Source organism: Halomarina salina (genome assembly GCF_023074835.1).
GTDB classification, from domain to species: Archaea; Halobacteriota; Halobacteria; order Halobacteriales; family Haloarculaceae; genus Halomarina; species Halomarina salina.
On the sequence record NZ_JALLGW010000006.1, the window covers coordinates 78,277 to 99,196 of the forward strand.

At 67.1% G+C, this 20,920-nt stretch carries 18 protein-coding genes; 16 read left to right on the forward strand and 2 right to left on the reverse strand.

All coding sequences use genetic code 11. The features are described from left to right. Positions 1–1,348 precede the first annotated feature (1,348 nt). The 7 genes from MX571_RS21970 to MX571_RS21995 all read left to right on the forward strand — a co-directional run bounded on the left by MX571_RS21970 (position 1,349) and on the right by MX571_RS21995 (position 8,597). Positions 1,349–1,921 carry a DUF7344 domain-containing protein gene (locus MX571_RS21970; RefSeq protein WP_247421868.1) on the forward strand — a complete coding sequence of 191 codons (573 nt, stop codon included), beginning with the start codon at positions 1,349–1,351 and terminating at the stop codon, positions 1,919–1,921. A gap of 221 nt (positions 1,922–2,142) precedes the next feature. After that, entirely contained in the window at positions 2,143–2,319 is a 177-nt protein-coding gene (locus MX571_RS22950) for a DUF7563 family protein (RefSeq protein ID WP_438267253.1), read from the forward strand. A gap of 765 nt (positions 2,320–3,084) precedes the next feature. Then, a complete protein-coding gene (glmS, locus tag MX571_RS21975; RefSeq protein WP_247421871.1) occupies positions 3,085–4,911 on the forward strand; it encodes a glutamine--fructose-6-phosphate transaminase (isomerizing) in 1,827 nt (608 codons plus the stop codon). A gap of 155 nt (positions 4,912–5,066) precedes the next feature. Then, complete coding sequence (locus MX571_RS21980; RefSeq protein WP_247421875.1) at positions 5,067–5,798, forward strand: DUF4129 domain-containing protein; 732 nt, start codon at positions 5,067–5,069, stop codon at positions 5,796–5,798. Continuing rightward, the gene (locus MX571_RS21985) at positions 5,798–6,511 is read left to right on the forward strand and encodes a DUF7269 family protein (protein WP_247421878.1); all 714 of its coding nucleotides are present in this window, start codon (positions 5,798–5,800) and stop codon (positions 6,509–6,511) included. Before MX571_RS21980 ends, MX571_RS21985 begins: the two co-directional genes overlap by 1 nt. Beyond that, the gene (locus MX571_RS21990; RefSeq protein WP_247421881.1) at positions 6,508–7,899 is read left to right on the forward strand and encodes a DUF58 domain-containing protein; all 1,392 of its coding nucleotides are present in this window, start codon (positions 6,508–6,510) and stop codon (positions 7,897–7,899) included. The genes MX571_RS21985 and MX571_RS21990 overlap by 4 nt, the downstream gene beginning before the upstream one ends. Then, a complete protein-coding gene (locus MX571_RS21995; protein ID WP_247421886.1) occupies positions 7,896–8,597 on the forward strand; it encodes a DUF7519 family protein in 702 nt (233 codons plus the stop codon). Before MX571_RS21990 ends, MX571_RS21995 begins: the two co-directional genes overlap by 4 nt. Positions 8,598–8,998: 401 nt before the next feature. On the opposite strand, the gene MX571_RS22000 is transcribed toward MX571_RS21995, so the two are convergent. Further along, entirely contained in the window at positions 8,999–9,991 is a 993-nt protein-coding gene (locus MX571_RS22000) for an AAA family ATPase (protein WP_247421889.1), read from the reverse strand. 242 nt (positions 9,992–10,233) lie between these two features. Between MX571_RS22000 and MX571_RS22005 the strand changes: the two genes are divergently transcribed. The 4 genes from MX571_RS22005 to MX571_RS22020 all read left to right on the forward strand — a co-directional run bounded on the left by MX571_RS22005 (position 10,234) and on the right by MX571_RS22020 (position 11,960). Beyond that, a complete protein-coding gene (locus MX571_RS22005; protein WP_247421892.1) occupies positions 10,234–10,629 on the forward strand; it encodes a hypothetical protein in 396 nt (131 codons plus the stop codon). Between the two features lie 292 nt (positions 10,630–10,921). Beyond that, the gene (locus MX571_RS22010) at positions 10,922–11,065 is read left to right on the forward strand and encodes a hypothetical protein (protein WP_247421895.1); all 144 of its coding nucleotides are present in this window, start codon (positions 10,922–10,924) and stop codon (positions 11,063–11,065) included. Between the two features lie 161 nt (positions 11,066–11,226). Beyond that, positions 11,227–11,403 (forward strand): hypothetical protein, encoded by a 177-nt coding sequence (locus MX571_RS22015; RefSeq protein ID WP_247421896.1) that lies wholly within the window; start codon positions 11,227–11,229, stop codon positions 11,401–11,403. 335 nt (positions 11,404–11,738) lie between these two features. Beyond that, positions 11,739–11,960: a DUF7511 domain-containing protein gene (locus tag MX571_RS22020; RefSeq protein ID WP_247421915.1), complete on the forward strand. Its 222-nt coding sequence runs from the start codon at positions 11,739–11,741 to the stop codon at positions 11,958–11,960. A 504-nt stretch (positions 11,961–12,464) separates the two neighbouring features. Here the strand turns inward: MX571_RS22020 and MX571_RS22025 are convergent. Then, the gene (locus MX571_RS22025) at positions 12,465–13,013 is read right to left on the reverse strand and encodes a DUF7344 domain-containing protein (protein WP_247421565.1); all 549 of its coding nucleotides are present in this window, start codon (positions 13,011–13,013) and stop codon (positions 12,465–12,467) included. A gap of 298 nt (positions 13,014–13,311) precedes the next feature. Here MX571_RS22025 and MX571_RS22030 point away from each other — a divergent pair, with 298 nt between their 5' ends. From MX571_RS22030 to MX571_RS22050, 5 genes are all read left to right on the forward strand, one after another. Further along, positions 13,312–13,590, forward strand: coding sequence for a PadR family transcriptional regulator (locus MX571_RS22030; RefSeq protein ID WP_247421922.1), 279 nt, complete (start codon positions 13,312–13,314; stop codon positions 13,588–13,590). Positions 13,591–13,679: 89 nt separating this feature from the next. Further along, positions 13,680–14,684 (forward strand): DUF8471 domain-containing protein, encoded by a 1,005-nt coding sequence (locus MX571_RS22035; RefSeq protein ID WP_247421580.1) that lies wholly within the window; start codon positions 13,680–13,682, stop codon positions 14,682–14,684. A gap of 833 nt (positions 14,685–15,517) precedes the next feature. Beyond that, positions 15,518–16,558, forward strand: a complete 1,041-nt coding sequence (locus MX571_RS22040; protein WP_247421583.1) for a glycosyltransferase — start codon at positions 15,518–15,520, stop codon at positions 16,556–16,558. 142 nt (positions 16,559–16,700) lie between these two features. Next, positions 16,701–18,989 (forward strand): hypothetical protein, encoded by a 2,289-nt coding sequence (locus tag MX571_RS22045; RefSeq protein ID WP_247421586.1) that lies wholly within the window; start codon positions 16,701–16,703, stop codon positions 18,987–18,989. A 107-nt stretch (positions 18,990–19,096) separates the two neighbouring features. Then, a partial coding sequence (locus tag MX571_RS22050) for a hypothetical protein (RefSeq protein ID WP_247421919.1) occupies positions 19,097–20,920 on the forward strand: 1,824 nt, incomplete at its 3' end.

Sequence of the window (20,920 nt, forward strand, 5' to 3'; positions counted from 1 at the left end):
ACTGTTAGTGAGAACTCGAACGATACAACAATCCACGCGCGCACACCACGTTTCCGGTGAAACCGCCCGAGAGGGTGGGTCGGTCCACGAGAAAGGGGGGTCGGTGGTGAATCTCCGCTCGGATTCACCGGAAACGCGGTGTGTCCCTGTGGGCTCTCGTCGAGGCGAGACGTGAACCGGGAGCACCTCGAGATTGGTACACGAGACGGCGAGACGGCGAAGAGACGGAAAACAAGACGGAGTCGAAACCGGACGAGAGAGGCACCGCTCTGGACGGGCGCAGTATCCGACGATCTCGACTGTCGACGAACAGTAGCTTCGGGTCGAAGAGGAGTCCGTATCGAACGACGCTCGTCGTTCTCTTACTACTATGAAACTAGCTTGGTGGACTTTTCGCTGGTGTAGTATTTAATGATTGGTAGCTAGTCGAAACTGAAAGTGAACTCTCAGTCAGCGTGAGCATGCATATTCTGTCGGCATAGGGACGGCAGTTCGAGGTTAGCTGACTGGAGGCGTCTGGCCCATCGGTCGTCGTACCGATCAGCGACTCTGCGGCGTAAGGGACGGAGACGGGCGTTATCGGCAGCTCCGGTCCACCGACCGTTCTGCCCGACTTTTTCCATCGACCCCACGGCTCTCCACGCTCGCCCCCCTCCCCTCGACCCCCGTTTCACCGGAAACGTGGTGTGTGTGTCTCGACTCCCTCCACCCTCCGACCCTCCTTTCGAGTGGATCTACTGGAACGACGGTGAGTCGTCCACCGTGACGAGAGTCGCTGCTCGACCGGTCGGGGGGCTGTCCGATACCGCCCACCTATCGACCGAGAGCCGTCCGGGTGATACTCGGGAGTACCGAAGCGACGACTCCCACGGGTCCCCCTATCGCCGACGCTGATAGGGGGACAGCGGTGGGGGTTTCACCGGAAACGTGGTGTGTGTGGTCGGTCAGGCTGCCGACCACACTGTCGACGAGGTGTGGGTATCGCGTTCAGTCGGATACGGAGGCTGTCCGAACGATCGGTCACGACAACTCGGACCCGTTTCGGCGAGGCCGTGTTCTCCGAACACCGCTTCACCGGAAACTCGGTGTGTCCCGTCGCTCCCCGGACCCGCCGTGAGCCACCTGGTCCGCTCTCGAACCAGTATCGAAACGAGAATGTCTTTGAATTGCCGAATGATTTAAGCCCTAACAGCCAAAGCGCCAAATAGAAGCGGTAGAGCGGTCCTCGAACGTGTCGTCGAGGGTTCATCACATCCGTCGGGCGGCCACTGGCCAGACCATACCAAACTGTTTTGGTTCCACCTTGAAGACCGATGCTGGAGTCGGATACTGTGAAGGTCACGAACACATGAACGCTACGGGAGTCACGAAGACCGAGACCGAGACCGACCCCGAGACGGACGTCGCCGAGACGGCCGCTCCGGAGACACTCGCCAAAGACGACCTCTTCCACCTGCTACAGAACGAGCGCCGCCGCCGTGCGGTCCAGTATCTGCTCGAACAGGACGAGAGCGTCGACATGGGTAGCATCGCCGAACACATCGCCGCACTGGAGAACGACATCACGGTCGCCGAACTCTCTTCGGCACAGCGCAAGCGCGTGTACGTCGGGCTCTACCAGTGCCACCTGCCGAAACTCGACGAGGCGGGCGTCATCGACTACGACAAGAACCGCGGAACGGTCACCCGGACCGCCCTCACCGAGGACCTCGCGCCCTATCTGTCGGTCGGCGAGACGGACGTCGACGCCGAGGAGGAGTCGCCGTTCACCGCAGTCCAGTATCCGGCGGCCGTGACGGGCCTCGCGGTGGTATTGACCGTCGCCTCCTGGGCGTCGGTGCTCCCCGCTGCGGGCCTCTGGCTCCCGACCGTCCTGACGCTCGCGTTCGCGAGCGCCACGCTGGCGACCGCGGTTCGCTGAACCGGTTCGGACCGTCGCGACTCCAGCCCGCAGCGACTCCCGTCTTTCCCACTCGAACGTACTATCCTCTCGTTGCCATTTCGGTAGACGCTCTCACCGGCCTGTCGACGGCTGTATTCTCTCATGGATAGCTGAATTTTCGATAGTAGAACACGACTAACCGGGATTATAGAGTTGGTAGCAAAGGACGTTACTCCCGTCGTCTCAGTCGGTGTCGAACGATGAATCTGGTAAACTCCGCGCAAGCGACTGACTCCCAGCGGCGATGTAACAACTGCGGCGAATTCGTCACGCGACAGTTCGTCCGTGTCTTCGGTGACAACGCCGACGAGGTCTACGGCTGTCTCAGCTGCGGGACGGCCCGCGACCTCCGGGATGGGAAACAGATTCGTCCGTAGACCAGAATCGCCCGACCGAACGTACCTGTCATGTGTCCGTTACGCGGTGTCCGGCCGATTGGCCGGACGCACTCTCTTCGCTCGATACCGACCGGTCCGCCCGTAGTGACTGCGCTATCCGCACGACGACTACGCCGTCCGCAGCGACTGGTCTGTTCTCGGTGACTCGCTCACTCTCAGCGCCCCACCTCCCGTCACTCGACCGGTCGTCGAGTTCTCGGCGACTCTTCGTGTTTTCTCCCCCTCGTATTCTCGGCCTTCGACGCTCCGTTCCCCGTGATATCGCTATCGGTGCCGCCCCCGTGACCTACCGTCTCTCCGTCGCGATATCGGTGGGCTACACTCGCTGCGACTCCAGTAGCTGTCGGCGACGGCCGTTCCCTCCCGGAGCCGTCGGCCACGATACTCCCGGCTGTGGTCACTCCCGGAACACGTCGACACACCTCACCGCCGAGGCACGTCGGCGGGACGTTCGAGTGGACACACGACTTGAGTGCTCAAGCATCTCGTCGCGACGCACCCCGGCGACCGCTCTCGCTGCCGGTCCTGTCCGTTCACGGTTCGCCAGCCGTATGGGGGCTATAAACCGCCGGACTGCGGCCGAACTGACACAATCTTGTGAACGGAACCGAACGGTCACGAACGGTTGTCTGCACGTGACTTACACGGCTCATAATAATGTGCCGCAGGCGAGTACGTCGGTACAGATGAGGTCGTGGACTCCGTGTGCGGCCGGTCGCCGCGGGTGTCGACCTCGGACCAGCTATGTGTGGAATCATCGCGTGCATCGGAACGGACGACGCGGTCGGTGACCTGTTGACCGGCCTCGAGAACCTCGAGTATCGGGGCTACGACTCGGCCGGTGTCGCCGTCCAGAACGGGAGTGGAATCGCCGTCCGGAAGCGGTCGGGCCAGATCAGCGACCTCGGAGCGGCCATCGCGGCCGACACGCCCACCGGGCAGGTCGGCATCGGTCACACCCGGTGGTCGACCCACGGCCCGCCGACGGACGCGAACGCCCACCCGCACACGAGCCAGTCCGGGCGGGTCGCCGTCGTCCACAACGGTATCATCGAGAACTACGAGGCGCTCCGCGCACGCCTGCGCGAGGAGGGCTACACGTTCCGGAGCGACACGGACACCGAGGTCGTCCCGCATCTGGTCGAGCACTATCTTGACCGGGGGCTGGAGGTCGAGACCGCGTTCGAACGCACCCTCGACGACCTGGAGGGGAGCTACGCCATCGCGCTACTGGTCGACGGCGAGGACGTGGTGTACGCCGCCCGACAGGACTCCCCGCTCGTGCTCGGTCTCGTCGACGACGACGAGACCGGCGAGCGCCGGTACTACCTCGCCAGCGACGTCCCCGCGTTCCTGGAGTTCACCGACCAGGTCGTCTACCTCGAGGACGGCGACGTGGCGACCGTCGACCGCGACGGCTACCACATCCGCGACCGCGAGGGCGGCAGCGTCGACCGTGCCCCCGAGACGGTCGAGTGGAGCCCCGAGGAGACCGGGAAGGGCGAGTACGAACACTTCATGCGCAAGGAGATCGACGCCCAGCCCGAGGCACTCCGGGGCACGCTCGCCGGGCGCGTCGACGGCGACGACGTCGACCTCGACACGCTCCCCGACGGGACGTTCGAGGAGATCGACCACGTCCACCTCGTCGCGTGTGGCACTTCGTACCACGCGGCGCTGGCCGCCTCGCGACAGCTGGTCCGCGCGGGGCTCCCGGCCACCGCGTACCGTGCGAGCGAGTACCACGACCTGCAGCCGGTCGACGAGTCGACGCTCGTCGTCGCGGTCACGCAGTCGGGCGAGACCGCCGACACGCTCAGTGCGCTCCGTCGCGCCCACGAGGCCGACGCGCGGACCGTCGCCGTCACGAACGTCGTCGGCTCGACGGTCTCCCGCGAGGCGGACGACACGCTGTACATCCGCGCTGGTCCCGAGATCGGCGTCGCCGCGACGAAGACGTTCACCTCGCAGGTCGTCGCGCTGAGCCTGCTGACCCACCGCGTCGCCAGCGACAGCGCGGCCGCGACGGTCCGCGAGGACGCCGCCGAGTTCCTCGCGGCGCTGGAGGCGCTCCCCGAGGCCGTCGAGGACCTGCTCGCGACGACCGAGGCCCGGAGCGTCAGCGACGCCCACATCGGACGCGACGCGCACTTCTTCATCGGTCGGGACTTCGAGTACCCGGTCGCGCTGGAGGGGGCGCTGAAGTTCAAGGAGATCACCTACGAGCACGCCGAGGGGTTCGCATCGGGCGAACTGAAACACGGCCCGCTCGCGCTCGTCACCCCCGAGACGACGCTGTACGCGCTGCTGACCGGCGACCGCGGCGAGGAGACGCTGAAGAACGCCGAGGAGGCGAAGGCCCGCGGGGTCAACGTCGTCGCCGTCGCCCCCGAGGGGATGGCGGTCGGCGGCGTCGCCGACGAGGTGCTCCGCGTCCCCGACACCCACCCCGACGTCGTCGGCCTGCTCGCGAACGTCCAGCTCCAGCTCGTGTCGTACTACACCGCTCACGGCCTCGGCCGGTCCATCGACAAGCCGCGCAACCTCGCGAAGAGCGTCACCGTCGAGTGACGTGCTAGCTCGGTTCGTCCCCCACACTCCCTGAAACGGGCGGGACGACCGCCCAGAAGGTGTAGCTGCCGATTAACTATGCACGCGAGAGACGCTTTCTCTGTATCGACCGTGATGTCCACTGATACGATGCGGCCCACCGAACGAGGCGACCCATGAACGCCGACCGGGTCGTCGCGCTCGCCGTGGCACTCGCCTGCATCGTTGCGATGGGGGTCTCCGCGACGACGCTCGAATCGTCCCTCTCGTCCGACCCTGACGAGGTCATCGACCTCGACTTCGAGAACGTCCCCTTCGGCAACGACCAGGCAGAGACGATCAAGAAGCAGGTTGAATCCAACAAGGACAACCCCGAGCAGCAGGTCCAGAAGAAGGAGCCACAGCCCCAACAGCAACAGGAACAGCAGCAGCAACAGGAACAGAGCTCCGACTCCGGGGATCAGGGCGACGAGCAGTCCCTCTGGGAGCAGCTGCTCGACCTGCTGTTGGCACTCCTGCCGTTCCTCCTGGCGCTGCTCGGCCTGCTGGTCCTGGCCGCCGTCCTGAAGCGCTACGGCGAGCGGATTCTCGGGCTGTTGCTCGCGCTCCTCCCGCAGGGGAGCGACGGCGGCGACGGCACCGGCGTCGAGTGGGTCGCCGACCCGCGCAACGAGATCGAACGCGCGTGGCTCACGATGACCGACCGCGCTGGTATCCAGCGCCCCCGACAGATGACGACCGCCGAGTGCGCGAGCGCGGCCATCGCCGCCGGGCTGGACCCGGACGGCGTCAGCACGCTGCGCTCGGTGTTCGAGAACGTCCGCTACGGCACCCAGCCCGTCACCGACGACGACGCGCGTCGCGCCCGCGAGTCGCTGCGACGGATGGACCTCGGTGGTGAGTTCTGATGGCGTCGGTCAGACGTGCGCTCTGGTACCTGTTCGTCGTGCTGGGTATCGCCGTCTTCGGCGGCGCGCTCGCCGTCGTCCTCTCGCCGGAGCTGGGGGAGGTCCTCCCCATCCAACCCGCCATCGAGGCGCTCGGTAGCGACTACCTCGTCGTGGCGGGCATCGGCGTCCTCGCGCTCCTCGTCCTCGTCGTGATGCTCGTCGCTCGCGCGGCCAGTAGCGTCGACGAGGCCGCGGCCCCCGAACCCGAGTTCGTCGAGCAGGTGCCCGTCCTCGGCGCGGAGTTCGACGACCTGGTCGACCACGGCCTGGGCCTCCGCGCGACGTACTTCTCGGACGAACCCGAGGGGGTCCGCGAGGACCTCCGCGAGAAGGCCATCCGGACGCTGATTCGGAAACGGGGTGTCGCCCGGGAGGACGCCAGAGCGCTCGTCGAGTCCGGGCGCTGGACGGACGACCGGACGGCGAGCCAGTTCCTCGCGACCGACGGTGTCGCCCCGCGCTCGGCGCGCGTTCGCGCCGCGCTCAACGGCCAGTCGTGGCTCCAGTACGGGGCCGCGGCCACGGCCGAGGAGATCGTCCGCATCGCGTCCGACGCGGCGCCGAGCGGGCGGCCGGGGGCGTCCACCTCGACCGCACCACCGAACGACACAGCTGACGCCGCTGGACCGAACGCCGCCGGACCGGCCGGCACCTCCGGAGGAACACGATGAGCAACGCTACCGCCACCGCCAGCCAGTCGAACCAGTCGAACCAGTCGAGCCAGTCGGAGACGGCGTCGAGCTACGGCCAGCGCGTCTCCTCGGCCACCGACGGGGACGACCTCGCCGTCGAGGTCGAGCGCCGTCGGACCGGCCGCTGGCGCGGTATCGTCGCCGTCGCGCTGTTCGCCGGGGCCGTCGGCGTGCTCGCGGCCCGCCCGCTCCTGCTGCTCGCGACGGTGCCGGCCGCGGCGTTCGCGGCCTACCCGCGGATAACGGGGCGGCCGAAGCCGACGCTCCGCGTCGAGCGCACCGTCGACGACGACACCCCCGACCGGGGCAGCGACGTCGAGGTGACCGTCCGCATCACCAACACCGGTCGCTGGCCGCTCGTCGACGCGCGGTTCGTCGACGGCGTCCCGCCGATGCTCGCGGTCCGCGAGGGATCGCCCCGTCACGCCGCGTTCCTCTGGCCCGGCCGGTCGACGACGTTCTCCTACACCGTCGGCGCGGAGTACGGCCGCCACCAGTTCGACCCCGTCACGACGTACCTCCGGGACGTCTCGGGCGGGACGGAACTCGAAGCCACGGTCGACTGCGAGCCAGCGACGTCGCTGACGTGCACCGACGCCGTCCCCGAGGTGCCCCTCCGGAAACAGTCCCGGCACTCGACGGGCCGTCTCGTCACCGACGACGGCGGCGCCGGCATCGAGTTCCACCGCACCCGCGAGTACCAGAAGGGCGACCCGATGAGCCGCATCGACTGGAAGCGCTACGCGAAGACGGGCGACCTGACGACCGTCGAGTTCCGCGAGGAGCGCGCCGCGACCATCGTGTTGCTCGTCGACGCCCGCCAGAGCGCCTACCGCGCGAGCGCCGAGGGCGAACCCCACGGCCTCGCGTACAACCTCGCCGGAGCCGAGCAGCTGCTGACCGCGCTCGGCGAGACGCGTGACTACGTCGGCCTCGCGGCTATCGGCCGGGAGTTCTGCTGGCTCGCCGCCGGGGTCGGTATCGAGCACGAACTGACCGCCCGCGAACTGCTCGCGACCCACCCCGTCCTCTCGACGGTCCCGCCCGAGGAGGACGCCGAGAACCCCGACGAGCAGGCGGCCGAACTCCGCAAACGCCTCTCCGGTGACGCACAGGTCATCTACCTGTCGCCGCTGGCCGACGAGTACAGCACCTCGCTCGCGCTCACGCTGGAGGCCAACGGCCACCCGGTGACGGTCATCTCGCCGGACGTCACCAGCGACGCGACGGTCGGGAGCCGACTCGCGCGCGTCGACCGCCAGAACCGCCTCAGCTCGCTCCGTCAGGCCGAGATTCCGGTCGTCGACTGGACGCCGGACCAGCCCCTTGGAACCTCTATCGTCGACGTCATGGAGGCCTCGGAGTGACCCGCGTCGTCTACCACCCCTCGCGGGTGAGTTCTGCTATCGCCGTCCTCGCCGCGGCGGCGAGCGTCGCCGCGCTCGCGAAGGTGCCAGAACAGTACACGGCCGTCGGCATCTCGCTGGGCGGCGTGCTCGTCCTCGCGCTCGGCGTGGCCGTCTACCGCTGGGGCTACCGGTTCCTCGGCCTCCCCATCGCACTCGTCGGGGTGGCCGTCTCGTTCGCCGGGTTCGGCGTCGGCGTCGTGCAACTCGGGAGCTACGAGGCGAGCTTCACGCTCCGGGGGGAGCTCCTGGGGCTGCTCGGCGTCCCGTTCGTCGCGCTCGGCGTCGTCCCGGTACACCGGCGACTGGCGCGCCGACTCGTCTCGCTGGGGTTCGTCTTCCTCGTCCTCGGCGTCGTGTTCACGGGGGCGGTCAACGGCACCGGCACCGACCCCATCCCGCTGCTGGCGGGGATGGTCGCCGCCATCGTCGCCTGGGACGCGGGCGAACAGGCCATCAACGTCGGGCGACAGCTCGGCCGGTCGGCGCGGACGTGGCCCGCCGAACTCTCGCACTCGGGCGGCACCGCGGCGTTCGGCGGCATCAGCGTCGGTGCGGGGCTCGTGCTGTTCGACGTCGACGTCACCGGCCTGCCTCTGGAGAGCCTCCTGCTCCTCCTCGGCGCGGCGGTGGTGCTGATGATCGCGCTGTACAAGTAGCGCGACTCGCCCTCACACCACTCCGAGCGGTTCCCGCCACGCTCCGTTACGACCACGGAACCCCCTTCCCTCTCGCGCTCTCCCATCCCCCAGCGACGCGGCCCCGCCGCTCGCCGCCGTTCGCCACCGCGGCTCGTACGTGGCCATCGCACTGTCACCGGGTCACGCGACCGTCGAGGTCGCACAGCCCGTGTCGATGCGCGCGTCACAGCGAGACGGAGCGTCGCCGTCGGGGGTGCCCCCGGTCCCTCGGTTCGGCGTCTCCGACGAGGCATCGGTGAGCAGCGCGGTCGGGGACGACCGGCGCGGCCGCTCTCGTTCGGGTCACGGCGTCACGGAGTCGTCGAAAACGGGCCGAGTGCGGGCGGGTCGACAGCGTGGTCGGGTGCTCGTCCGTCGAGTCAGTCGTCGCCTGCTGAGGGCTGGCTCTGCTGCTGGGAGGTGTACTGGACGGTCGGGACCTCTATCTCCTCCAGAAGGTTCTGGACGACCGACTGCTTGCTGACGTTGCCGACGCGGGCGTCCGCGGTGAGGACGAGGCGGTGGGAGAGGACGGTGGGCGCGATGGCCTTCACCTCGTCCGGGGTGACGTACGCCCGGCCGTTGATGGCTGCGAGCGCGCGCGACGCCTCGAACAGGCGCTGGGTCGCACGCGGCGAGACGCCGGTCTTCACCCGCGAGTCCTCGCGGGTCGCCCGGCAGAGCCGGGTGATGTACCGTCGGACGTCCGGGTCGGTGTGGATGTGCTCGGGGGCCTCCCGGAGCGCGAGGGCCTCCTCGTCGTTCGTGACGCGTTCCGCGCTCGGCGACGTCGTGTCGCGGTTCGCCCGGCGGTTGATGATCTCCAGTTCGCCGTCCTCGTCGGGGTAGCCCAGCGAGGTCTTGATGATGAACCGGTCTTTCTGCGCCTCGGGCAGCGGGAACGTCCCCTCCTGTTCGACGGGGTTCTGCGTCGCGATGACGAAGAACGGGTCGGGCAGCGTGTGCGTCGTCCCGTCGACGGTGACCTGACCCTCCTCCATCGCTTCGAGCAGCGCGGACTGGGTCTTCGGGGAGGCGCGGTTGATCTCGTCGGCCAGCACGATGTTGGAGAAGATGGGGCCGGGCTGGAACTCGAACTCGCGGGTCTTCTCGTTGAAGATGTGCGTCCCGGTGACGTCGGAGGGGAGGAGGTCCGGCGTGAACTGGATGCGCGAGAACGAGAGACCGAGCGCGGTGGCGTACGACCGCGCCGTCAGCGTCTTCCCGGTGCCGGGGACGTCCTCCAGTAGGACGTGACCACGGGCGAGAAAGCCCGTCAGTACCGTTCGTAACACCTGTCTGTCGGCGATGACCGCCCGCGACACCTCGTCGAGGATCGCGTTGCTTCGCGAGTGAACCTCCTGTATCTCCATACCGTCTCTCTGTGGTGACGGGGCTTTGTTATCACCCGCATACGCACATCCCGACGACGCCCCTGGGCTCGGGACGGGCACTGTCGACTCTCACCGTTCGCGTCGGCACACTGTCGGTAAACGTATCGATTCGACCGATGGCGTCCCGTTTCAGGCGCGCTGCTGTCGTACGCAAGCCGCTGTAATCAGACGTATAACTTAACGGTGAAAGACCGTATTCGATGGCGGAGCGTCGACCGACCATGAGTCAGAACCCCAACAGCGGAACCGGTAACACCGCACAGGGCCGTCAGGGCCAGCAGTCTCAGCAGGGCACTGCCCAGGGACAGCAGACCCAGAACGCCCAGCAGGGCAGTGGTCAGGGAACGCCCCAGTCGAATCAACCGCCCCAGCGCCAGGCTCCGAACAGTACCACCGAGGAGGTGGGGAGCTGGTTCACCGAGACGATCGTCCGCGCGGGCATCCTCGTCATCGGTGTGGCGGTGATGCTCTTCGCCATCGGTCAGGCCGTCGGTGCGAACCTGGTCGAGCCGATGGCGGAGTTCTTCACCTCTGGCACTGGTGCGTGGTTCGTCGTGGCGTTCCTCGCGCTCCTGGTGATGGTTGCTGCGACGAAGAGTTGGCGTACCGTCAACTGACGTCGCGCGGCTACTCACGTATTTTTCGACGTTATCTACCCGGTCGCGCCGCGGTTACCGCTGTACGAGATAGATAACTAAGCCCCTGACTCACGGAGTAGAGCCTGCGCCCCACACGGGGTGTTGGATCGCCTGGGCGACCGCCGGGACCCCACGTGCCATCGTCACTGCCAGCGACATTCCCACCCCCGGTCGGCCCCACGCGCTCATTTTGACGGTCTGTCACGCTGCGAGTCGAGTCGGAAGATAGTAGTGTGCCGCGTCGAAGCTTTCGCTCCATGAGGGGGAACCGATGAGTATCATCACGTCGATCGTTGAGCGGTACCGCGAACCGACCCGTATCTACGAGTGTCGCCACTGCGGAACGACGCTCCCCGAGGCGGACGCCGTCTGCGAGGCCTGTGGCGAGACGTCGGTCGCCGTCTACGACCTCTAGCTCCGACCGCTCTCGCCCTCGACACGTCCGGTGTCTCCGGCCGCTCCGTCTCTACCGGGTCGTTTCGAACGACGGTCTCGCTCCGAGGGAGCGCACGAGAGACGTATTATTTCGCTATTCAATCTACTGCATTTATTGGGGCGTCACGGGTAGTCGGAGGTATGTCCACCCGAGAGGAGTGGCCGACGTTCGCGCTCGAGTACGAGTTCAACCTCGACGACGAGGGGCTCCCGTCGCTCGCCCCCGACCAGGTGGTCGTCTACGACCCGTCGGACCGGGGCGACGGCTGGCTGACCGCGACTCGTGGCTCGTACGTCGCCCTCGAAGACGTTCGGTAGCTCCCCCCGACCGTGTCGACCTCCTTCCCGCCAGTCCGAGGCCGTCGCCTCGACGCTGCTCCCTCGGCACGACGCTTCGAGCCGATCCGCGAGCGCCGCCACGACTGGAGTTCGGCCGACGAGTACGGGGGTCGACGGGCGAGGGACACACCCAGTTGTACCGGGCGTAGTCGGAGGGTTCTGCTGCAGAACCGCGTGACTGCGACGGCCTCGTCGGTCCGGGGGCGGAGGCGACGGTTGGACACGTCGGCAGGTCGATAGGGAGCGCTAAACAATGTCATACCGCCGCATAACTATACGACGTAGTGGTGTAGTGAGAGGTGTTCAGGACCCCTATGAGAGAGGACATCGATACATCACCACAGCGGGACGCCGAGGCGCAAGAGGGGTCACTGTTCGCGTGGCCTCGCTTCGAACTCGACTACACGGTCGAACCGTACGACGACGCACCGGACCTGTACACGTTCTACCCACACGACGCGTCCGACGAAGAGATCATCACCCAGTGGGTGTCGGCGGACGAGGAGTCCCTCGTCGACGTCACCGCGGTCCGGTGACCGGCCGAGCGCGCACCTGAGTCCGGCTTCTCCGTCGTCCGACGCGTGTTCACGGAGTGGACGGCTCGCGACTCGACGCCCGACGCCCGACGTTCGCCGGAACTCGCTCGTTCGTACCTGCCGCACTGACCGTTCAGTACCGACTGTGTCTAGCGAGTCTGACAGGCTGGTCTGGGCGGGCCGGACGCATCACGGTTCGACCGACTCGCCGCTCGCTCGTCGGTTGGCCCACTCGCCAGCCGGGTCCACTCACCTGTCGAACGTTCGCGGGTGTCCGTCCCGTCGCTGCCTCCGTCGATAGCGTTCGACTGCTCGTCGCTACACTACGGCCGTCGCTATGCCGGGGTCGTCGATGCGCCACGCGCTCGAGCATCTCGCGTGGTGGATGCAGTCGCGTGGTGGATGCAGTCGCGTGGTGGATGCAGTCGCGTGGTGGATGCGGTCGTCGGCCCGACGGCTCTCGGGGGTCTCGACGTCGTCAGAGAAGCGGCCGGGGTACTCGAACTACTCGAGGTCCTCGAGTTCGAGGAGGTCGCGGTCGTCGCTCGACCGCCGGGTGACGAACTGGAAGCCGACCAGCGCGAGCAGTCCGAGCGCGATGACCACCGCGGCGATGGCCGACGGGACGAGGTTTATCGCGACGGCACCGAGGAGGACGACGGCGACGGCGCTCAACCCGACGTAGTACCAGGTGAAGTCGCGGGTCTCCTCTTCCTCGACGGGGAGATACCGGACGATCTCTCCGGCGCGCTCGGTCAGCGTGACGGTGCCGTCGTCGCGGTCGTAGTCAGCGATGTCGAAGTCGTCGAGCTTCGGCAGGTGCGTCTGGTAGAGCGAGACGTAGACGCGTCGCCGCGCGGTGTCGTCGAGGTCCTCGATGGGAATCTCGTTCTCCCAGGCGGCGATCTGTCCGGCGAGTTCGTCGATGGTCGCGGGCTCCGTGCGCGTGTACAGATAGTACAGGATGTAGCGACGGCGCGAGTTGCTCAGGATGTTGAACGCGTCGTCGAGCGCCAGTTCCGACTCCTCCGACATCAGCGTCTCTCGGTCCATCTGGCCCCGTACACGGAGCACCCCCCTCGTTCAGCTACGCTTACAGCACCGCCGCCTTGCGCGTACGGTGCCGTCGTCGTCGTCAACATGCTATTTACTCGGGTACGTAATCCCTTTGTTACGGACCAGCTATTAGACCCCGCAGGGACCCTGGAGCGGGTGCCTACTCCGATTCGTCCCGGTTAGCGTGACCCTCGCAGACGGTTGCACCGGTGAAACCATGCGGTGGGTCAGCGAACTGACGATTTACTTGGTGACTAACAAAATCGGTTATCCGATATTTTAACATGTCATGCAGATATTCGACCTGACGGGCTTTCAGCGTGACCTGCTGTACGTCATCGCTGGGCTGGACCAGGCCTCGGGCCAGTCCGTGAAAGAAGAGCTCGAAGCGCACACCGGTCGCGAGATCACCCACGGGCGACTCTACCCGAACCTCGACGTCCTCGTCAACCGCGAGCTCGTCGAGAAGGGACAGATCGACCGCAGAACGAACTACTACGCGGTCTCGGACTCTGGGATGGAGGCGCTCCAGAACCGCCGCGACTGGGAAGAGCAGTACCTCAGCTTCGACTGACGGCGCGATAGCAACCGTATAACAATGCGCCACAGCGGACTCGGTAGTATCATGACGTACCTTCCCCGCCGGAACGGAGGGCTGCCCCCGTGAGCGCACGCCGTTCGCGGGCGTCGGCGATTCCGTTCGACCTCATCCTCGTCCTGCTGTATCTGGGGCTGGTCTACGGACTCTTCACGTCGAATCTACTCGGTTCGCCGGGGAGCACGCTCCGCATCCTCGTCACACTCCCGTTGCTCGTGTTCGCTCCGGGGTACGCGCTCGGCGCGGCCGCGTTCCCCCACGCACCGTCCGGGGAGCGACGCGGCTCGCTGCTCGACCGGGTCCGGGAACGCCCCACCGGCATCGACACGACCGAGCGGGTCGCGCTCGGGTTCGGCCTCTCGCTGACGCTCCTCCCCATCGTCGGCGTCCTCGTCGCGTTCGAGACGGGGCCGTTCACCGCGGACACGTCCATCGTCGCGCTCTCGGGCGTCGCGGCGCTGTTCACCATCGTCGCGGCGATCCGACGCTGGCGGCTCTCGGCCGAGGAGCGCTACGGCCTCCCGTTCGGCGTCTGGGCCGACTCCATGGGTCGGTCACAGGAAGGGTCGGGGACCGACGTGCTCCTGTCGGTGGGGCTGGGTGTCTCGGTCGTCCTCGCGCTCGCCGCGGGCGGGTTCGCCATCGCCTCGCCCCTCGACGGCGAGCAGTTCAGCACGCTCGGGGCGGGTCACATCAACGACGAAGGCGAGTTCGTCCTCGGTCCCAGCGAGGAGCTCACCGAGAACATCACCGCCGGGGAGACCGTCGACTCGGCGTTCCTCGTCAAGAACGACGAGGAGCGGGCGACCGAGTACACCGTCGTCGTCCAGATCCACCGCGTCGACGACCAGGGGAACACGTTCCAGAGCAGCGAGATCAACCGCTACCGACAGACGATCGAACAGGGAGCGACGTGGATCAACCCCCACCAGGTGACGCCCCGTATCCAGGGGACGAACGTCCGCATCGTCTACCTCCTGTACGCCGGGCCGGTCCCGGCCGGTGCGAGCACCGCCAACGCGGACGAGTACGCGTTCCACGCGATAAACGTCACCGCGGGCGACGAGTAACGCGGCGCTCCCTCGTCTGCGTCCGTCCACAGTCCGCCACAGTTCGCTCCGCTTCGCTCGCACCGTTCTCGCGCCGACTCACTCCTGTTCAGTCGCTTCTAGCCGGTCGCTCCAGCGTTCATCGCTCCACGGACCCGGCGCTCCTGACCCCCTCGACGCGTTCCGTGAGCCGCCGCTGTGACCACCGCCGGCTGATACGTCCAGGTGGGCCTCCCTGCCGTTCCGTCTCCCCGTGGCCCCGTCCTCGCCGCTGCTCGACGCCGTGAGGGTCGACACGACGGACAGCCGCAACCCCGAGCGACCGCCGGGCGCTCGCTCCCTCGACCGACGACGGTACCGGACTCCCGTTGTACCGGACCGCTGTGGTACCGAGTCACTGTCTACCGTGCGAGCGTTACGACCACCCGACGACCGGTGGTCGAGGGGAACCGACGGCCGTTCCAGGGTGTGTCGACCCGTGGTCGCTCCCGTGTGCTCCGTAGTCGTCCGGAGATGGGGGGTCTGTGGACCGTTCACGGTGTCTGACGTGCGTCGGATAGTTTGGGGTTAACGGATGTTTGACGGTCTCTGTGGCCTACTTAGGCGGTGACCTGTCTCGGTTTACTACATCCCTATCCAGCGGCCGTCTTCGGCGGTTTCGACTGCAAGTTCCACATAACAAAGCGTCACACGAGGGTGTAGACTAGTAGCTGAACTCGGCGCCCCACGGGCGTCGAGGTCTACCACATCCATGCAGGACGCACACGAACTACGAGAGACGACGGGGAGCGACCGGCCACACGGCACTGTCGCCCACGACGAGCTTGCTGCCGTGCAGACGGCAGGTGGTGGCCGTGTACCGTAACCAGTCCATCGGGGTCGTCGTCCCCGCGTACAACGAGGCTGGTCTCGTCGGCGACGTCATCGAGACGATGCCGACGTTCGTCGACCGCGTGTACGCCATCGACGACCGCTCGACCGACGAGACGTGGGCCGAGATCCGCGCGGCCGCCGAGCGCGTCAACCGCCAGCGAGCGGGTAGCGGCGCGGACTCCGACCGAGAGTCGGAGTCCGAGGCGGCTACCCCCCTCGCCGACGGTGGCGTCGCACACGACGGTCCCGTGGTCCCCCTCCGGAACGACCGGAACATGGGGCGCGGCGCGAGCGTCAAACGCGGCTTCGAGCGCGCGCTCGCCGACGGCATCGACATCGTGGCGATGATGGACGGCGACGGCCAGATGGACCCGCAGGTGCTCGACCACCTCCTCGACCCCATCGTCGAGGACCGCGCCGACTACACGAAGGGCAACCGCCTGATGGCGGGTGGTGGCTGGGCCGGGATGTCCCGGTTCCGCCTGTTCGGGAACCACATGCTCTCGTTCCTCACCAAGTTCTCGACGGGCTACTGGGAGGTCGGCGACTCACAGAACGGCTACGCCGCCATCTCCAGCGACATGCTCCGCCGACTGGACATCGACGGGCTGTACGAGGACTACGGCTTCGAGAACGACATCCTCGCGAAGCTGAACCTGCTCGACGCGCGGGTCGCCGACGTCCCGCACCCGGCGGTGTACGGCAACGAGACGAGCACCATCCAGTACGAGACGTTCATCCCGCGCGTCTCGGTACTGCTCGCGTCGAACTTCGGCAGACGCGTCCGCTCGAAGTACCTCCAGGGAGGGTTCCACCCGGTCGTGCTCTGCTACCTGTTCGCCGTCGTGGCCCTCCTCGTCGGGCTGGTCGGTTCGGTTTACTCGTTCGTCGTCTGGGCGCAGGGGTCGCTCGGCCCCGCGCTCGTCTCCTCGGTCGTCTTCCTGGTCGGTGGCCTCCTGCTCGTCACCGCCCTCGCGGTCGACGTGCGCCTGAACTCCCACCTCGCGGTCGACGGGGAGTGACCGACCGGGACGACCCGTGCGTGCCGGTAGCACGGGTACACGGTCGGTACTGACGGACCGTAGACCGTAACGGCTGCGTAACAAAGCGACCACATCGTCTCTGACACCGATAGCAAATGACAGCGACCCTCCGGAGCGAACGATGAAGTACGAGGACTCGGCACGCCGACGCCGCTCGAAGCTGCTGCTCATCGTCGGCTTCCTCGGGCTCGCGCTCGCCATCGTCCGGGCGCACTTCGCTCCCGCAACCGGGTACGAGCTCTCCATCTACGGGGCGACGCCCGTCGAGGTCTGGATCGGCGTCGCGATAGCGCTGCTCGTCGCCGTCGCCGTCACCGCCCTCCGACCGAGAGGCTGGCTCGTCCCGACGAGTCTCGGCCTCGCCATCCTCGCCACGGCGACGGTCGTGTTCATGCCGACCATCCGGGGGTACTACGCCTACGGACGCGCCGACGAACTCACACACATGGGCTGGGCGCGTGGCATCATCAGCGGCGAGATGGGGGCGATGGACATCTTCTACCCCGGCGGTCACACCTCCGTCGGCCTCATCCACGCCGTCACCGGCATCTCCATCCCGCACTCGATGATGCTGCTCGTCCAGCTGCTCGCGCTCGTGTTCCTCGTCTTCCTCCCGTTGACGGTCCGGACGCTGGTCGACGACCGCGCCGGGACGGCCATCGCCACGTTCGCGGCGTGCATGTTCCTGCCCATCACGAACATCTCGACGTACCTCACGTTCCACCCGTACACGATGACGACGCTGTTCTTCCCCGTCATCCTCTTCTTGCTGTTCGAGTACCTCTCGCGGCGCTCGCGCGGCCTCGCGAACGGCGTGACGGCGACCGGGCTGTTGCTGTTCGTCGGGGCGGTCGGGTCCATCCTCTACCACGGCCAGGTGGCGCTCAACATCCTCATCCTGTTCGCGACCATCGCGCTCGCCCAGAAGTTCTACCAGTGGCTCCCCGGGGGGAGCACCTTCGCCGACGCGCGGTCGCTGGCCGTCCCGACAGTGCTGTTCGGCGCGTTCTACGTCGTCTGGGCGTCGCGCTACCAGATCGTCTACTCGATGTTCGACATGGTGTCGACCTCCGTCCAGAAGTGGGTGGAGGGAGAGGCCGGGGCGGGCGGGGGCAGCGTCGCCAGCACCGGCGACTCCGCCTCGAAGGTCGGTATCAGCATCATCGAGCTGTTCATGAAGCTGTTCTTCGTGAAGACGGTGTTCGTCGCGCTCGCGGCCATCCTCGTGCTGGTCGCGCTCGCGGGCCGCCTCGACGACGGGCCGGAGGACCGCAACGAGGCCATCACCTACTTCGCGTACGGGGGGCTGGTGCTCGGGCCGTTCTTCCTGGCGCACTTCCTCGGTGACGTCTCGAAGTACTTCTTCCGGCACGTCGGGTTCGCGATGGTCATCGCGACCATCCTGGGCGTGGTGATGCTCCACTCGTTCTACCGGGCCATCGCCGGCGGGAAGTACGACGGCGCGCTGCGGGCCGTCGCGGCCATCGCCATCGTCGGCGGGCTGTTGCTGTCGCTCATCGTCGTGTTCCCGTCGCCGTACATCTACCTCCCGTCGACCGGCACCACCGAGGCGGTCCACGACGGGTACAACACGTCGTTCGCCTACAACGCGAACGACACCCGCTGGAACGACATCAGGAGCGGTCCGGGACGGTTCCAGGACGCCCAGCGCACCAGCGGCGTCGTCCCGTGGGGCACCGTCACCGAGAAGAACCTCATCGCGGACAACCTGACGTCACACTCGCCGTATCCGTACTATCTGTCGATATCGGCGTTCAACTATCAACGGGAGGTGGACGCCTATCGGGGCGCGACGTTCTCGAAGGAGGCGCTCGACTCCATCTCCGACGAGGACGGCGTCAGCAGAGTGTTGAGCACCGGCGTGCGGAGTGACGACGGCACCCGTCTGGACAACGGACTGGTGGTGTACTACGTCGACTCCAGCTACCCGCCCGACCGGGGCTCCGACGACGACGCGTCGGCCAACGACAGCGGCGGCGAGGGCCAGCAGACCGAGGGCCCGTCGACGCAGCAGACCCAGTCACAGCCGACGGAGACCCGCACGCCCATCCCCGAGGTGACGCAGGCTCCGCCGTCGACGTCGACCCCGGCGGCCGGGAACGGCACGGCGACGGGTGGCGGGACGACTGCCGGCGGTGGCGGGAGCACCGACGCGGGCGGTGGCGGCACCGGTGGCGCGCAGACCACGACTGGCACGACCGGCGGCGGAGGCGGTACCGGCGATGGAGGCGATGGAGGCAGCACCGAGACGGGTGGTGCCACGACGACGGCTCCCTCCGGCGGGACGACCACCGCGCCGAGCACGCCGACCGGGACGACCACGGGGACCGACGGCGGGAACACGACCGGGTCGTTCCTCCCGTTCGGCGGTCTCCTCGGGGGGATTTAAGCTCGGTCGTCGCCCCCCGTCGGGAACAGACGTAGCTGACTTCTCCGGGCCGTCTAATACCATTACACAGAATCTTTATACGGGTAAGGGTGTGCTTTCAGGCCGTAATGGCACACGATGCGGCACCCGAACCGGACAGCGAAGAAGTCGCAGACGAGGCGACTGTAGAGGACAGTAATTCACTGCTTAACAGGCGCTCGTACATGAAGCTCAGCGCGGCGGCAGCGGCTGCGATGGGGACGGCGGCCGTCACGGGGACGGCCAGCGCGGCGACCTCCCGACACGGCATCTCCTTCGACCGCGTCGTGAACGCGGTCGAGGATCTCGGCTGGGACCCCGACGGGAACGACCCGATCGACGTCCCGACCGACGAGGGCCTCCTCATCGAGGTCCCGCCCGGCGAGTACGTCTTCCCGCTCAGCGGGAGCGAACCCCACTGCGTCAGCGGCGACCTCCGCCGCTGGGGCATCCGCGGGCTCGGCGACAGCCGGAACGACGTGACGTTCCGGACGGCGTCGGGCGACTCGGGCTACTTCATCCGCTCGGGGTACAACTCCGAGGGACTCCTGCTGGAGAACTTCGAGTTCGACAACACGGGCGACCACACCGGCGGCGACATCGGCAACTGGCTCCGGGCGCAGGACAAGCTGATGGTGAAGGACATCGACCACGTCGGCTTCTCCGGCCGCGAGCCGTACTGCCGCTGGTCGATCCTGCCGGAGATCAAGAGCGAGAACGGCTCCGGTCGCATCGTCAACTACACCAAGACCGGCCCCTCCGTGTTCGCGGGCCACGGCGCCTCCGACGGCGCGGGTGGCGTGTTCTCTCACGACGGGCTCCTCACCTTCGAGAACTGCGTCATCGCCAACCAGGGCGGCGACGGCGGGCTCTACACCGGGAAGCACAACGGGAAGATCGTCTACGACAGCTGTGAGTTCCGCAACAACGACATGGCGGCCATCCGGGCCGGTGCGGGCTGTGAACTCCGGAACTGCCTCGTCGTCATCGACTGGGACAACGCCCACCCCGACAACGTCATCGACGACCAGAAGGAGCCGACCGGGACGGCCGGGCTCTACCTCTCGACGGCGGAGTACGGGAAGTCCGGCGGCGGCGTCTACAACTGTAACTTCGTCTTCAAGTCGACGTACTACAAGGGGATGGCCGGCATCCACGTCAACAACTCCGACGGGAACTTCGACATCCACGACACGCGCATCCAGGTCGACTTCGACCGGATGCCCGCCATCTGGGGCGGCAATCCCGAGGACCAGCGGTTCAGCAGCCACCAGACGCCGGAGAAGCCCTGGGGACTCGACATCCGGAACGTCAGCATCACCGGCTCCGGTAACATGCGTGGCGACGGCGCTATCTTCATCGAGAACCGCCACGGGACGACCATCGCCGACTCGTGCATCCAGACCCCGAACGCCGACGGCGTCCACATCAGCTCCGCCCGGAACTGCACCATCGAGAACACGAACATCAACGCCGGTGGTCGCGCGACGGTGTTCGACAACAGCTCCGTCGACACCAGCGGCGTGACGAAGAACGACAGCTGTCCCCTCCCCGACACGTCGTCGCCGGTCGGCTCCGGCGGGTCCGACGACGGGACCGAGGAGACGGAGTCCCTGCGGACCCGCCTCGTCGTGGCGGCCGACGAGAACATGCGCTACCACGTTCGCGGTCAGAACACCCAGGTGGCCAGCGACAACGAGGGGCCGACGCCGACCATCGACACCGACGACGACGGCGCGTACGGCGCGCTGGTGGCTGGCGAGTCGGTCGCCCTCACCATGGACTCGTACAGCGTCGCGCGCATCGAACCGGAAGGCGGCGCGACGCTGACGCTCGACGGCGACGTCCTGCCCCCCGAGGAGTACGGGACGATGTCGACGCCCGCGTGGGAGGTCGGCGAGGACGTCACCATC